Origin of the sequence: Vibrio sinaloensis (genome assembly GCF_000808535.1) — a bacterium.
GTDB classification, from domain to species: Bacteria; Pseudomonadota; Gammaproteobacteria; order Enterobacterales; family Vibrionaceae; genus Vibrio; species Vibrio sinaloensis_D.
The window spans coordinates 681,994-694,637 of the sequence record NZ_JWLV01000001.1 but is presented as its reverse complement, the minus strand read 5'-3'; the positions used below and the strand labels follow the sequence as shown (position 1 = coordinate 694,637).

Genomic DNA, 12,644 nt, shown 5'->3' with positions numbered 1-12,644 from the left:
AAAACCGCATGTTATATCGACAGATCTTCAGGAGATGTAAAAATGACAACAAGAACAGCCATTGCGCCGCAGCGAAACAAAATGAGTGGCGCTCTTTGTATCTATGTTTGGCTGTGTTGTGGTTTAATGAACGCCTGTTTTTAAAGGGCGTCCCCGCCCAACGCGTGAATTTACGGCTCATGATGAATCGTGCCGCTAATGCTGGGGAGTCGCCTATGTTTGAGATGTTATAGCGTGGATCAATCAATATTAATTTCGCCATTGGTTCAACAGGTGTTGCTGGGCGTTCTTTTGCTGGCCGGGTACTTGTTGTTAAGAAAGCTAGGGAATCGAGCGATCAGTTCGATCGCGCGGCGTAAGCAGGTCTCATTGGAGAGAGAAAAATTTATTGGCAAAGCCTTTGGTTTCGGTACCTTTATCATTTTCGCTTCGGTGTTCACTATTTTGTTGGATCTCGGCTTTGGTGATATCTCTTTGTTCCTCTCTTCTATTTTTGCGGTACTTGGCGTGGCATTGGTAGCGCAATGGTCGATGCTGAGTAATTTGACGGCCAGCGTTTTGATCTTCTTTGTCTTTCCTTACCGAATTGGCGATGAAGTAAAAGTCTCTGACAAAGATGACGATATTAGTGGTGTGATCATTGATATTACTATGTTCCACGTAATGTTGCGTCATGCTAGCGGGAACATCATCACTTACCCAAATAGTCTAATCTTGCAAAAGGGCGTAACCAAGATTGTGGCAAAGAAGACGGAACCTTCAGCGCAAGAAGCGGAGATTAAGGCGGAATAAATGAAGCTCAATTTTAATATCGAAGATGCAGGGCAAATATTCGTGGGGGCGTTTGCACTCGCGGTGCCTATCTCTTTTTCCGAGGAGGCATGGAAGTTGGGGGAAACACTTCCTGCTCTGAACATCTTTATGTTGGTCGTACTCTCCACGGTTTTTCTGACCTTGTTCACCTACGAGAGTGTTTTTCAACGCGATATTAAACAGCGCAAAGCTGTATTTGTATTCCGGATTGTGTCTGCCTATTTGATGGCGGCGATGGTGGTTGCCTTGGTACTGCTTTGCATCGACAAACTTCCGCTGTTTAGCGATCCATTACTTTCGTTGAGACGGGTGATCGTTATCACCATGCCAGCATCTATGGGCGCCATCGTGGTCGACAGTTTCGATAAAGAGTAACTTAGCCCACCACCTTGAGTTTTTTCGCCATTCGGTACAAATTACCGCGGTCCATTTGCAAAAATTCTGCGGTTTTTGACCATGTTTGCTCGGATTTTTCATAAGCATGAACAATCAGATCTCGTTGATACTCTTCCACCAAAGAACGAAGACCAGCGCTTTGTTGTGGGAAATACTTTGATGTGCTTTGGGCGTCAGAAGGGCGTAAATCACTATCGAAATGCCGCGGCTGAATGATGGTCTCGTCCTGTTGAATCGCCCGTAACGCTGAGCGTGTCAGAGTATGTTCTAACTCACGCACATTACCCGGCCAAGGCTGACGCTCTAGTTGGGCGAGGGCTTTTGGGTGAAGGTGCAGGTTAGGAATGTTGAACTGGTTGCGAACCTTTTCTAACAGATAGCCTGACAGGACAGGAATGTCTCCCTCGCGTTTACGCAGTGGTGGCACTGAAATCGGAAAGACATTGAGGCGGTGGTATAAATCGGCTCGGAATTGACCTGCCGCGACTTCTTGTTCTAGATTTCGGTTGGTTGCCGCGATGATTCGAACGTTGACCAACAAATGCTTATCGCTGCCAACTCGTTGCAGTTCACCTTGCTGAATCACTCGTAATAGCTTGGCTTGTAGCAGCAAAGGTAGCTCGCCTAGCTCATCTAAGAAAATGGTGCCCCCATCAGCCAGTTCAAATTTACCTGCTCGCGAATGGTTTGCTCCAGTAAATGCGCCTTTCACATGACCAAACAGCTCGCTCTCTGCCAAACCTTCTGGTAATGCGGCGCAGTTGACGTAGATCATCGGCTTGGTGCTGCGATGAGATTGGGCATGCACACTGTGAGCAACAAGTTCTTTGCCCACGCCAGTTTCTCCGGTGATCAGCACGGCATAGTCTGATTGGGCTACCGTCGCGATGTTGCTGCGTAATTGATTGATCTGAGGGCTTAATCCGACCAGTTCCCCCTCTTTGGATCGCGCCTGCTGGATTAAGGTTTCGGTGACGTGCTTTTGTTTCTTGTTTTGCGCTTTGAGTGCTTTGATTTGGCCAATATTACGCAGGGTTGCCGCGGCAAGGGCGGCGAACGTTTCAATAGTAACTGACTCAATGGCATCAAAGGCGCCGACTGTCATTGAATCTAAGGTGAGTAAGCCAACGAGTTGCCCATCAACATGCAAACTACGACCCAAACAGTCATGGACATTAAGCTCAGCTTCTTCGCTCAGCAATACGCCACTAAACGGATCGGGTAGGGGGCAGTTTGCATCAAAACGCACCGGCTGTTTGCTTTGCATAATCGCTTCTAAACGAGGGTGCGCCTTAGGGAAGAAACGACGCCCAAGAACACTGTTCGCGAGTCCTTTTACAGCGACAGGTACTAAGAAACCATCTTGATCAAAGATGAACAATGCGCTCGCATCGCAAGGAAAAACTTGATCGATGCCATCGATCAAATGCTGATATTGTGCGTCGCTATTTTGATTCGAAGTAAGGTTGAGGGCGATATCAAGCAGCACTTGGCTCATGTGTTGATGCATTCGCGTGTGATCCGTTTGGTCTTGGGTGCGAGCATGCTATCAAGCGGATGTCATTTTCACATCGCACTAATGGGTATAAACGCTATACGGTTGATTTGCATCAAGTGAAATATTAGCCAGCATTGAATTGTGAGCGATATTGCTGCGGTGAAACGCCGACCAAACGGCGAAAGTGGTGCCGCATGGTTGTGGCATTGTCGAAGCCTGCCAGAATAGCCAATTGCTCAACCGAGGTCGATTCTTGTTCCAATAATGCTTTTGCCCTTTCAATTCGCTGCTGGGTTAACCACTCTTTTGGTGACATATTGAAGCTGCTACGAAATTTGCGATCAAAGGTTCTGCGCGACATATTGGCTTTACTGGCTAGGGTGTCGATTTGAATCACTTTATCTAAGTTACTTTTCGCCCAATCCAAGGTCTGGGAAAACTGGTTGGGGACTTCAAGCAAAGGCGTTTCGACAAACTGAGCTTGGCCGCCAGAGCGATGCCCTGAAACCACCAACCTTTTCGCCACTTGGTTCGCGACTGTGTAGCCAAAGTCGTGGCGAATGACAGCTAGCCCTAAATCTAACGCAGCCGCACTGCCCGCTGAGCAGCCGAGATTGCCGTCAAACACATACAAAACGTCTGGCTGATAGTCGACGTTTGGAAACTGAGTACGAAACTTTTGCTCATACATCCAATGCGTGGTTGCTTTTTTCCCGTCGAGAAGTCCAAGTTTCGCCAATAGAAATGCGCCGGAGCAGAGGGTCAAAATGCGTTTCCCTTGCTGAGCAAACAGGCTCACTTGCTGCTCAATAATCGTAGGAATGGTGAAATCCCAAGTCGGCCAACCAGGAATAATCAGGGTGTCGTAGCGGGTTAAATCTTCTGAGTGCTGAGCGGTTAAGGCTACGCCGCCTGTGGTATTGATGCTTGTCCCTTCGAGATTAATTACATCAGTCTGGTACCAAGCGTCGAACTCAGGTCGTGGTAAAGCAAATAACTCAATGGCGCAGGACATCTCAAATAAGGTGACATGCGAGTGGGCAAGTATGGCAACACGATTCATTTTCCAATCCTTGGTGAACAAATGGTTTGGCTTAATATTAACGAACCTTGTCTTATAAGCCAATTTTTGTGGCTCAGTTTTGTTCGCATAATGGTAAGCGTTCAAACAAACAGGGAGAAAGAACATGGCAAGTGCAGTATCGCGCGTCGCAGCGGCAGGCAGTGAAGAGGCATTGGCACATTTTGAAGCACTACTAAAGTTTGAAACCGATTGTTGGGATGTGCACCACGCGCTAACCAATGGGTTGCAAGACTTTGTGCTGGTTGATGTACGAGGTGAAGCGCTGTATGAAGAGGGGTACATTCACGGAGCAATTAATATTCCTCACCCGCGGCTCAATGAAAAGCGATTAGCTGATTTCCCGCAGGAGACCTTGTTTGTCGTCTACTGCGCAGGTCCACATTGCAATGGCACCGAGAAAGCCGCCATTCGTTTGGCCAAATTAGGTCGACCCGTAAAGAAAATGATTGGTGGCGTGACAGGTTGGCTCGATGAAGGATTTGAGCTGGCGAAGTCACTGTATGCACAAAATGCATAGTCTCCTTGTTTAAATGTCATTTGAGTCATTGCGCGGGGATCTCTACACTTCGCGCTCTTTTGAAACCCATGCTGAGATTTAGAACTATGTTTTCTCAATCACTTTTTGCTCAGCTAATGAGAATGACTTTACTGCTAGTGCTTTCTCTTGTTGCTGTCCATAACTCTCCCAAACTACTGGCGTTATTGGCTCAGCAAGCGATTAATAGCGGCTGTCACCAGACAACAGGTGAAGGTCATGACCATTCTCACCACCATCATCACTAAGGTTATGCGATGAGCATTTTTCGATTTCCAATCATTGTTTGGCTAGGGATCGCCATCTTAATTACCTGTCTGGGTATCAGACAATCTTTTGGCATTTTTATGATGCCAATATCAGAACACTTTCAAATTGGGCGCGAGTTTTTCAGCTTTGCGATTGCCCTGCAAAACCTGTTGTTCGGTGTGTTTCAGCCTTTTGTTGGTATGGCTGCAGACCGGTTTGGCGCGAAACGCGTCATCATTTTAGGCGCTATCGCGTATGGTTCAGGTTTGTACCTAACGTCAATTGCGGTAGAGCCAAGCATGCTTTACCTGTCGCTAGGTGTATTAGTTGGTCTTGGTTTAAGTGCCACAAGCTATGTAATTGTGTTAGGTGCAGTGGCGAAAGTGGTTCCGGCAGAGCACGCGGCAAAAGCGTTCGGTTTGACAACTGCTGCTGGATCATTTGGTATGTTCGCGATGATCCCAGGCGCGCAAACTATGCTATCTGAGTTTGGCTGGCAAGGCGCATTGCAGGGCTTTGCGATTCTTTGCTCTACTATGATCGCCTTTGCGCTATTTATGCGTGCGCCTAAGCCATCTGCCAATGCTGACCAAACCAAAGAGCAACAACAAACGCTTAAGCAGGCGTTAAAAGAGGCATTTAGCCATAAAGGATACTGGTTAATCCATGCGGGCTTCTTTGTTTGTGGCTTCCACGTTATGTTTATTGCCACCCATTTACCAAGCTACTTAGCGGATAAGAACTTGTCGGCACAAACCGCGGCAATGGCACTCGCGTATGTTGGTATTTTCAACATCTTTGGCTCTTATTTTTGGGGCGTGATGGGCGATAAGTACAGCAAGCGCCACGTGATGTCAGCGTTGTATTTGATGCGTACGGCTGTGATTGGTGCTTTTGTTACCTTACCTGTCACGGAGCACACGGCGGCGATTTTTGGCGGTGCGATTGGTTTCTGTTGGCTCGGTACGGTGCCATTAACATCAGGCTTAGTCAGACAGATTTTCGGTGCCAAGTACCTGTCAACTCTGTATGGTTTGGTGTTTTTCACTCACCAAGTTGGCAGCTTTTTAGGTGCATGGGCAGGCGGACGTATTTACGATTACTACGGCTCGTACGACCCAATCTGGTGGTCAACTGTGGTTCTGGCGTTTGCCGCAGCTCTAATCCACTTGCCAATTAACGATAGACCAGTGCAGCGATTAGCAGCGGCATAACTGGGTAAACTAAATGCCTCTGTTCTACGTATCGAATAATCGTGCAACGTAGAGGAGGCATTACTGTGCAAACAATGGTTGGCTTATACTGGTTTACCAACGATTTAAGACGCTTAAACAATTCATTACTCGACCGCGCGTTCAACGAGGTTGACGAGTTAGTCGCCGTCTATTGCCTACCTCATGTGACCGAGTTCCTAGCGGCTTTCTCCGGCGAGCACAACCTCGGAACTCACAGAGAGCGGTTTATACACCAGTCCGTTGAGGACCTTTCAGAGAGCCTCGCGGCGTTGGGCGTCGAACTCAATATCGCTGAGCAAGGCACAACAAAAGCCGTGGCAGAGATAATCGAGCAACGAGGCGTTAGCCACCTTTACGTCAGCGAGGTTGCGGGATTTGATGAGACCGTCATGATCAATGTCATCAAGCAGAAATTTCCGACGCTAGAGGTGATTCAGTCTGACAACACCACGCTTTTTCACTTAGATCAGTTGCCGTTTCCACTTGATGAGCTTCCGGCAACCTTTACTCAGTTTCGCAAACAAGTAGAGCCCATTTTTGAGCATCTTTATCCTTCTAAAGACGCTTTGTATCGTCTCGGAGAGATTGCCATTCCCACGGGGTTTGTTGGTGGCGAGCGCGCGGCGATCCAACACGCGGCTTGGTACTTTTCCCAACCTTTTGCCAGTAGCTACAAAGAGACTCGCAACCATTTAGAGGGAGAATCGAGCTCGACGCACTTTTCCCCTTGGCTCGCTCTCGGGTGCATTTCTCCTGCACAAATTGTCGCTTTGTTACGCCAATATGAGCAACGCAATGGTGCCAATCAGTCGACCTACTGGATTATATTTGAGCTGTTATGGCGCGAGTACTTCTATTGGTACGGGCGCAAGCATCAGCAAAGGGTATTCTATTTTTCTGGACTGACATCGAAACAAGCACCTAAGCCTTTTGATGATGAGGCGTTTCAACGCTGGGTAAAAGGTGAGACAGAGTTTGCTATCGTCAATGCGTGCATGAATCAGCTCAAAGAGACAGGTTTTATGTCTAACCGTGGGCGTCAATTGGTGGCGAGTTGTTTGATTCATGAGTTGGGTTTGGATTGGCGACGTGGAGCGGCTTATTTTGAAACTCAATTGATTGACTATGATGTGACGTCAAACTGGGGAAATTGGCAGTATCTAGCCGGTGTTGGCGCTGATCCCAATCCTTCAAGGCGATTTAATTTGGCCAAGCAAGCCGAGCTTTATGACCCCGATTCATCTTTTACTCGCCGATGGCAAAACACAGCGGAAAAACAGTGAGATTTTAATCATTTAAAACGGTCGCATTTTCATCGCGTTAGATTATTATGAAGTTTCTCACTGACTCGTAGTAAATGATGAATATGTACGCTGAATGGATAACGCCAGAGGCTCTGATTGCCGCGTTTTTGATCTTCTTAGGATCGTTTGTGCAAACAGCGATCGGATTTGGGCTGGCGATTGTCGCAGCGCCTTTGCTGATTTTGGTGTCCCCAGATTACGTTCCCGCGCCGATTTGCTTGGTGGCGCTATTCATCTCGATTCTCAATGCCTTAAAACACCGCGCAAGTGTCGAAATCGGTGGCTTAAAAATGGCCTTGATAGGGCGAGTTCCCGGCTCTGTTGCGGGTGGGGTGCTGCTTGTTCTAGTCTCCACCGACTTACTGGCGCTATGGCTTGGTTTACTGGTGCTGTTTGCGGTTGCAGTCAGCTTACTGCCATTTCGAATCGAGCCCACACCGGCGAGGATGGGTATCGCAGGGTTCTTCTCTGGCTTTTTTGGAACCAGCTCAGCCATCGGTGGCCCGCCAATGGCACTGCTTTTACAGCACCAAGAGGCGAATCAGCTTCGGGGAAATCTGTCGGCGTTTTTTGTCTTTAGTTCCATCATCTCGCTGATCATTCAAATGCCCGCTGGGTTTCTCACTTGGCATCATCTTTGGATTTCAATTCCATTGATTCCTGCTTCTTGGGTCGGTTATAAACTGGCGCAGTTAACCACGCATTCGTTACCCAAAGAGAAGATACGCTTGGGCGCACTCGCTTTGTGTACGGTCAGTGGTGCAACGGCGGTATGGCAGGGATTAATTCAATAAAACGGGCGCTGTTCATCTTAGGTTAAGGAAAAAACATGATACTGGAAGTCGCAATATTAGATGTGAAGCCGAATTTGGAGTCTGAGTTTGAGCAAAACTTTGCCAAAGCGCAGACGATCATAGCGTCGATGAAGGGCTATATTTCACACCAACTGCAACGGTGTGTTGAAAACCCAAGCCGCTATATTTTGTTGGTGAACTGGCAAACAATAGAAGACCACGAGCAAGGATTTAGACAATCCGCGCAATATCAGGAATGGAAGGCACTTTTACATCATTTTTATGATCCCTTCCCAACCGTAGAACACTTTGAAAAGGTCTACGGCTAAGGTTTTCTACAAAGGAGAAACAAGTGTTAAGAGTACTGGGTAATATTATTTGGTTTTTGTGTGGTGGCGTCATCATGGGACTTGCTTGGTGGCTAGTCGGCTTGTTGTGTTTCATCAGCATTATTGGTATTCCGTGGGGACGAGCGTGTTTCGTGATGGGGAACTTCTCTTTCTTCCCGTTCGGACAAGAAGTGATAGGACGAGATGAGCTCACTAAAGAGATGGACATAGGCACCAGCCCGTTAGGCACAATAGGTAACGTGATCTGGTTCTTGTTGGCAGGTATTTGGTTGGCGATTGGTCATATCATGTCGGCAGTAGCGTGTTTTATTACCATTATCGGTATACCATTCGCACTTCAGCATTTGAAGCTCGCCTACATTTCACTGGCGCCGATTGGTAAAACCGTAGTGCCTAAAGAGCAAGCGGCAATGGCGCGTTACTCTAAGTAAAGGCATGAACAGAAAAAGCCCTCAATACTAGATTATTGAGGGCTTTTTGTTTGCGGCTCGAAGGCTATTTGCTTAGCTCTTCTCCATAAATATCAAATGAGAAGTACTTCGCAGCGATTTTGTCGTAAGTGCCGCTATCACGAATGCTCTTGATCGCTTGGTTAATTTTATGAGCAACGGGGCGTTAGTAGGCTTTAATCCCAAACTCTCGCAATTTACTTGGCAATCGCTCATCAAGGTGCTCTATGTCATCAGGAGTCACTTCGATAAGGGCAAACCCATGCTCTTGGTATAACGCTATTATTTTATCTCGTTGCTTTGCATCGATTTCACCAGAATCACTTCCCCAATATTGGAGATACACTTTTCCTGCCGGCAAGTAAAAGTCACTCAATACGTCCTGTTCGATAGGTAATTGGCGATCATAGGCATGAACGATGCCATTCATGTAAAGCCAGTTGTCGATGATAAGCTCACCTTTAGAGCGCACATAGTGGCCATCGAGGGTGCGATGTTTGGCTTCAAACTTTTGCCTAAAGCTGGACAAAGATTTGTCTGTCGTGTGTGTTTCGGCGTCTTGTCCGGAAAATTCGACGACCGACTGCTTCAAGCGCTTATTACGAATGATGGTATCGTGCCAAACCACAAATTGCGCACCGGTCTCTTTATCTTCCCGTTGATGGCCACCAACAGTAAGACCGGATTGAGTTACCAGCCAACCTTGTTCTGTGCGACTAAGCCAGCCCAGCTCTTGCAGGAGTTGATTGATTTTCTTCGCTGGCAGAGAAAAGCGCTGGCCTATTTGAGTAGCAGAGAGTGTATTACCACTGGTCGCAGCATGATCGATGAGGAGGTTTTGTGGCCAAACAATAAACTTTCCAAATTTGGCGTGCGTGATGTACTCACCGCCAAACTTAGCCCCAATCTCGGTGAGCACCCAACCTTCGTCACCTCTGTTGATATAGCCAGCATTTTTTAACTCGGTAAAGAGTTCCTTCGCATCTTGTTGACGCAATTTGGCGAGGGCGGTAGTGGATAGTTTGTCTGACATAGTGCGCTCCTTGATCTTACAATCATTGTTGAAGGAAAACGCACTAGGGTCAAGTGGCTGATTTTTCGATAGTAAAAGGCGTTTATTGCAACGCCTTGGTTGAGTTAATAGAGTTTACCATCGACGAGTACCGCTCGAGACTGATATTCATTAGATAGGACAGTTGCAGCAGCTTTAAAACCCGGTCTGAGATAACCAAGCTGCTCACATTTGAGCGCCTGAGCAGGGTAGGTTGAAGCCATTTTTAAAACCTCTGCTTCATCTATTCCCCATTGAATCGCATTGGCCACGGATTCATCCATCCCTATGTGGGCTCCAGCGAGTGCACCTTCTTGATTGACGAGTTTGCCATTAACCACTGAGATAACCTCACCATCAAGCTCAAACTGATCATTGGCACTGCCCACCGAGCCCATCGCATCGGTGACTATCAACAATTTGCCTTTCGGTTTTATTCTATGCGCTAGCAAGACACTTTGAGGGTGCACATGGATGCCATCAGTGATGATGGAACACCAAGCATGATCGGTGAGCAGCGCTGTTCCGACAGCCCCAGGAGCTCTCCCTTCGAGTGGTGACATAGCGTTAAACAAATGAGTAAACCCATCAATGTGTTTAAGTTTTTCCGCAGGCAGTTGCTCAAAAGTAGCGTTTGAGTGCCCGCATGAAATCGTCGCGCCCTGTGCTTCTAGCCAAGACAGGGCACCAACATCGACGCGTTCAGTGGCACAAGTGATTAAGAGCTGTCCTTTGTCTGGCCAGGGTAACTGCTGCAAAGACTCTAGGCTAGGTGAATAGAATAAGGCAGAGTCATGCGCGCCTTTTTTGGCCGGATTTAGCCATGGCCCCTCCAAGTGTATGCCCAGCACTCCTGGTAATCGATCATTGAGTGCCTGCTGGCAAGCCAACAAAGCCTCTGAAATTTTGGTTGGTGTCGCACTTATCAGTGTTGGCAGCAAGTAGGCTGTGCCGTGCTTCCTGTGCGCTTCGGTGATGGTTTGCATGGTCGCTGGCGTAGTGTCGTTGTTGAACATCACCCCTCCGCCACCATTAACTTGAATATCGATAAACCCGGGGCAGATTATTGAGTCACTAAAGTGCTGAACAGGTATCTCACTCGAAAGCTCTTCGAGTGGAACAATGGCTTCAATATGGTTATCGCGCCATAATAGAGCAGAGTTGCTGTGGTACTGACGTCCATCAAAGATACGCGGAGCGGAAATGGCGTTGAGTATCATAAGATTATTCCTTGAATTGATAGGCTGCGCCCAGTAGACACGCGTCGTAGTCACCTTTGGCTGCCACCACTGAGACCTGAAATGCTCCTGGTCTAGAGGCTATCGCTTTATTGACTCGGTCAAGGTAACCTGTTGCCAAGCCGATACCTCCGCCTAAGACAATAATGTCGAGATCTAATGTGGCTTTGAGATTACAACAAAGCGCTGCAATAGCGTTGGCACTTCGAGCAATAATGGCCTCTGCATGCTGATTTTTACTTGCAAGGGAGAACAGTTCAATGTTCGAAATATGCGGGAAGAAATAGTCATCACTGGCCCTTTTAATTGCGGTTCCTGACGCGATAGCTTCAACACAACCTGTTTGACCACAACCGCATTTGGGACCATCAAGTTCAACAACGGTATGTCCAATGTGGCCTGCTAGACCTGCATTTCCTTGATGCAATTGGCGATTAATGACAACCCCGCCTCCCACGCCCGTTGAAACGGTAATAAACGCCATGTTGTCTATTGTGCTCCCGAGAGCTTTGAATTCATACCATGCAGCTGCTTGGGCATCGTTGAGCATCGCGACTGGCTTATTGGTCAGTGATTCCAGCGCTTGGGCAAGTGGGAAAGGGCTTGGAAAAGCTAAGGTATCTGGGTTGATGGCTGAAATACCGTCTTTGGTGACTAAGCCCGTTGTTGAAACCCCGATTTTGTTTATCTCTGGCAGCCACTTATCGGCGTGCGCGAGAATCACTTGCGCAAACTGCTCTGCATTTTGCGCTTTAGGTGTCGGGAGCTGGGTGCGTTCAATTAGTTGACCATTTCTGACTAAGCCTAAGGCTATCTTGGTGCCGCCAATGTCGATGGCTAGTGTGTGCATTGTTTTTCCCCTACCGCTTGTGTCGCTGCATTAAACCAGTTGGTGACCACTTCTAGGCGAGTTATCGCAGAACCGACAGTAACCGCCACTGCGCCTGCTTGTATCGCTTGAGCTGCTAGTTCGGGTGTGTTGTAGCGACCTTCTGCCATTGTAAAGAATCCCGCTTGAGAAAACTGTTTCACCAATTGCAGATCTGGTTCTGTGGGCTCTACATCGTCGACGTATCCCGATAGCGTTGAGCCAATAATTTCAACTCCCTGCGAGTTGGCCCATTCGCCATCTTCAAAACAAGAGCTGTCTGCCATGGCAAAGCACCCCGAGTTTTTGATCGCTTGAGCAATGTGTTCGCGGCTTTCGGGACGCTCACGATCAGTGGCATCAAAAGCAATGATGGTGGCTCCTGCATTCGCAAGGTTATCAACATCACGGGCAAAAGGTGTGATGCGAACAGGACTGTCCTGCAAGTCACGTTTCACAATTCCAATAATTGGTACACTGACCACTGCAGCCACAGCGGCGACATTTTCGACACCTTCAATACGAAGAGCTTTCGCTCCAGCTTGTTCTGCAGCTAGCGCCATCGCGACGATAAATTCTGTTTTTTCTAATGGACTACCAACGACTGGTTGAATAGAAACCACAGTTTGACCTAGCAAAGATGATTTTAACTCATTGATATTTAGATTTTTTGTTCTCACGACGGGCCTCATAAATTAAGCGTTGTATTGCGGAGTGATGAGAAGAAAACGATCCATCACAATTCGTCTAATCAGTCTGCCAATTGATAACGTTGGCGAA

Annotated in this window: 15 protein-coding genes and 1 pseudogene; 9 read left to right on the top strand and 7 right to left on the bottom strand. The window is 47.6% G+C overall.

The features are described 5' to 3' along the window. The first annotated feature begins 234 nt into the window (after positions 1-234). A complete protein-coding gene (locus tag RJ47_RS03010) occupies positions 235-792 on the top strand; it encodes a mechanosensitive ion channel domain-containing protein (RefSeq protein WP_038188356.1) in 558 nt (185 codons plus the stop codon). Continuing rightward, entirely contained in the window at positions 793-1,188 is a 396-nt protein-coding gene (locus tag RJ47_RS03005) for a DUF2391 family protein (protein WP_039477498.1), read from the top strand. It abuts the gene before it with no gap. Position 1,189: 1 nt separating this feature from the next. Here the strand turns inward: RJ47_RS03005 and norR are convergent, their stop codons facing one another. After that, complete coding sequence (gene norR / locus RJ47_RS03000; protein ID WP_039481249.1) at positions 1,190-2,719, bottom strand: nitric oxide reductase transcriptional regulator NorR; 1,530 nt, start codon at positions 2,717-2,719, stop codon at positions 1,190-1,192. Between the two features lie 112 nt (positions 2,720-2,831). Further along, positions 2,832-3,770, bottom strand: coding sequence for a helix-turn-helix domain-containing protein (locus RJ47_RS02995; protein WP_039481246.1), 939 nt, complete (start codon positions 3,768-3,770; stop codon positions 2,832-2,834). Between the two features lie 124 nt (positions 3,771-3,894). Between RJ47_RS02995 and RJ47_RS02990 the strand changes: the two genes are divergently transcribed. The 7 genes from RJ47_RS02990 (at position 3,895) to RJ47_RS02960 (ending at position 8,689) form a co-directional block, all read left to right on the top strand. Further along, a complete protein-coding gene (locus RJ47_RS02990) occupies positions 3,895-4,308 on the top strand; it encodes a rhodanese-like domain-containing protein (protein ID WP_039481244.1) in 414 nt (137 codons plus the stop codon). Between the two features lie 86 nt (positions 4,309-4,394). Continuing rightward, on the top strand, positions 4,395-4,574 hold the full coding sequence (locus tag RJ47_RS02985) for a hypothetical protein (RefSeq protein ID WP_005470166.1): 180 nt from the start codon (positions 4,395-4,397) through the stop codon (positions 4,572-4,574). Between the two features lie 9 nt (positions 4,575-4,583). Then, the gene (locus RJ47_RS02980) at positions 4,584-5,789 is read left to right on the top strand and encodes an MFS transporter (protein WP_039481241.1); all 1,206 of its coding nucleotides are present in this window, start codon (positions 4,584-4,586) and stop codon (positions 5,787-5,789) included. Between the two features lie 74 nt (positions 5,790-5,863). Further along, entirely contained in the window at positions 5,864-7,093 is a 1,230-nt protein-coding gene (locus tag RJ47_RS02975) for a DASH family cryptochrome (protein WP_039481678.1), read from the top strand. A gap of 83 nt (positions 7,094-7,176) precedes the next feature. Further along, the gene (locus tag RJ47_RS02970) at positions 7,177-7,908 is read left to right on the top strand and encodes a sulfite exporter TauE/SafE family protein (RefSeq protein WP_038188379.1); all 732 of its coding nucleotides are present in this window, start codon (positions 7,177-7,179) and stop codon (positions 7,906-7,908) included. A gap of 35 nt (positions 7,909-7,943) precedes the next feature. Further along, the gene (locus tag RJ47_RS02965; protein ID WP_005470239.1) at positions 7,944-8,237 is read left to right on the top strand and encodes an antibiotic biosynthesis monooxygenase family protein; all 294 of its coding nucleotides are present in this window, start codon (positions 7,944-7,946) and stop codon (positions 8,235-8,237) included. Between the two features lie 23 nt (positions 8,238-8,260). Further along, positions 8,261-8,689, top strand: a complete 429-nt coding sequence (locus RJ47_RS02960; protein ID WP_038135099.1) for a YccF domain-containing protein — start codon at positions 8,261-8,263, stop codon at positions 8,687-8,689. A 64-nt stretch (positions 8,690-8,753) separates the two neighbouring features. Here the strand turns inward: RJ47_RS02960 and RJ47_RS21530 are convergent. The 5 genes and pseudogenes from RJ47_RS21530 to RJ47_RS02940 all read right to left on the bottom strand — a co-directional run. Continuing rightward, positions 8,754-8,864 (bottom strand): annotated as a pseudogene (locus RJ47_RS21530) (ABC transporter substrate-binding protein); the annotation flags it as partial. Positions 8,865-8,873: 9 nt separating this feature from the next. Further along, the gene (locus tag RJ47_RS02955; RefSeq protein ID WP_039481237.1) at positions 8,874-9,740 is read right to left on the bottom strand and encodes a hypothetical protein; all 867 of its coding nucleotides are present in this window, start codon (positions 9,738-9,740) and stop codon (positions 8,874-8,876) included. Positions 9,741-9,844: 104 nt separating this feature from the next. Beyond that, on the bottom strand, positions 9,845-10,978 hold the full coding sequence (gene nagA, locus RJ47_RS02950) for an N-acetylglucosamine-6-phosphate deacetylase (protein ID WP_039481234.1): 1,134 nt from the start codon (positions 10,976-10,978) through the stop codon (positions 9,845-9,847). A gap of 4 nt (positions 10,979-10,982) precedes the next feature. Beyond that, positions 10,983-11,846: an N-acetylmannosamine kinase gene (locus RJ47_RS02945; RefSeq protein WP_039481231.1), complete on the bottom strand. Its 864-nt coding sequence runs from the start codon at positions 11,844-11,846 to the stop codon at positions 10,983-10,985. Further along, entirely contained in the window at positions 11,834-12,556 is a 723-nt protein-coding gene (locus RJ47_RS02940) for a putative N-acetylmannosamine-6-phosphate 2-epimerase (RefSeq protein WP_156143294.1), read from the bottom strand. Before RJ47_RS02940 ends, RJ47_RS02945 begins: the two co-directional genes overlap by 13 nt. Positions 12,557-12,644 lie beyond the last annotated feature (88 nt).

Bases quoted from the DNA above. Each gene is read 5' to 3' on its own strand.
- RJ47_RS03005 (WP_039477498.1), top strand. From the start codon at position 793: ATGAAGCTCAATTTTAATATCGAAGATGCAGGGCAAATATTCGTGGGG.
- norR (WP_039481249.1), bottom strand. From the start codon at position 2,719: ATGCATCAACACATGAGCCAAGTGCTGCTTGATATCGCCCTCAACCTT.
- RJ47_RS02995 (WP_039481246.1), bottom strand. From the start codon at position 3,770: ATGAATCGTGTTGCCATACTTGCCCACTCGCATGTCACCTTATTTGAG.
- RJ47_RS02990 (WP_039481244.1), top strand. From the start codon at position 3,895: ATGGCAAGTGCAGTATCGCGCGTCGCAGCGGCAGGCAGTGAAGAGGCA.
- RJ47_RS02985 (WP_005470166.1), top strand. From the start codon at position 4,395: ATGTTTTCTCAATCACTTTTTGCTCAGCTAATGAGAATGACTTTACTG.
- RJ47_RS02980 (WP_039481241.1), top strand. From the start codon at position 4,584: ATGAGCATTTTTCGATTTCCAATCATTGTTTGGCTAGGGATCGCCATC.
- RJ47_RS02975 (WP_039481678.1), top strand. From the start codon at position 5,864: ATGGTTGGCTTATACTGGTTTACCAACGATTTAAGACGCTTAAACAAT.
- RJ47_RS02970 (WP_038188379.1), top strand. From the start codon at position 7,177: ATGTACGCTGAATGGATAACGCCAGAGGCTCTGATTGCCGCGTTTTTG.
- RJ47_RS02965 (WP_005470239.1), top strand. From the start codon at position 7,944: ATGATACTGGAAGTCGCAATATTAGATGTGAAGCCGAATTTGGAGTCT.
- RJ47_RS02955 (WP_039481237.1), bottom strand. From the start codon at position 9,740: ATGTCAGACAAACTATCCACTACCGCCCTCGCCAAATTGCGTCAACAA.
- nagA (WP_039481234.1), bottom strand. From the start codon at position 10,978: ATGATACTCAACGCCATTTCCGCTCCGCGTATCTTTGATGGACGTCAG.
- RJ47_RS02945 (WP_039481231.1), bottom strand. From the start codon at position 11,846: ATGCACACACTAGCCATCGACATTGGCGGCACCAAGATAGCCTTAGGC.
- RJ47_RS02940 (WP_156143294.1), bottom strand. From the start codon at position 12,556: ATGAGGCCCGTCGTGAGAACAAAAAATCTAAATATCAATGAGTTAAAA.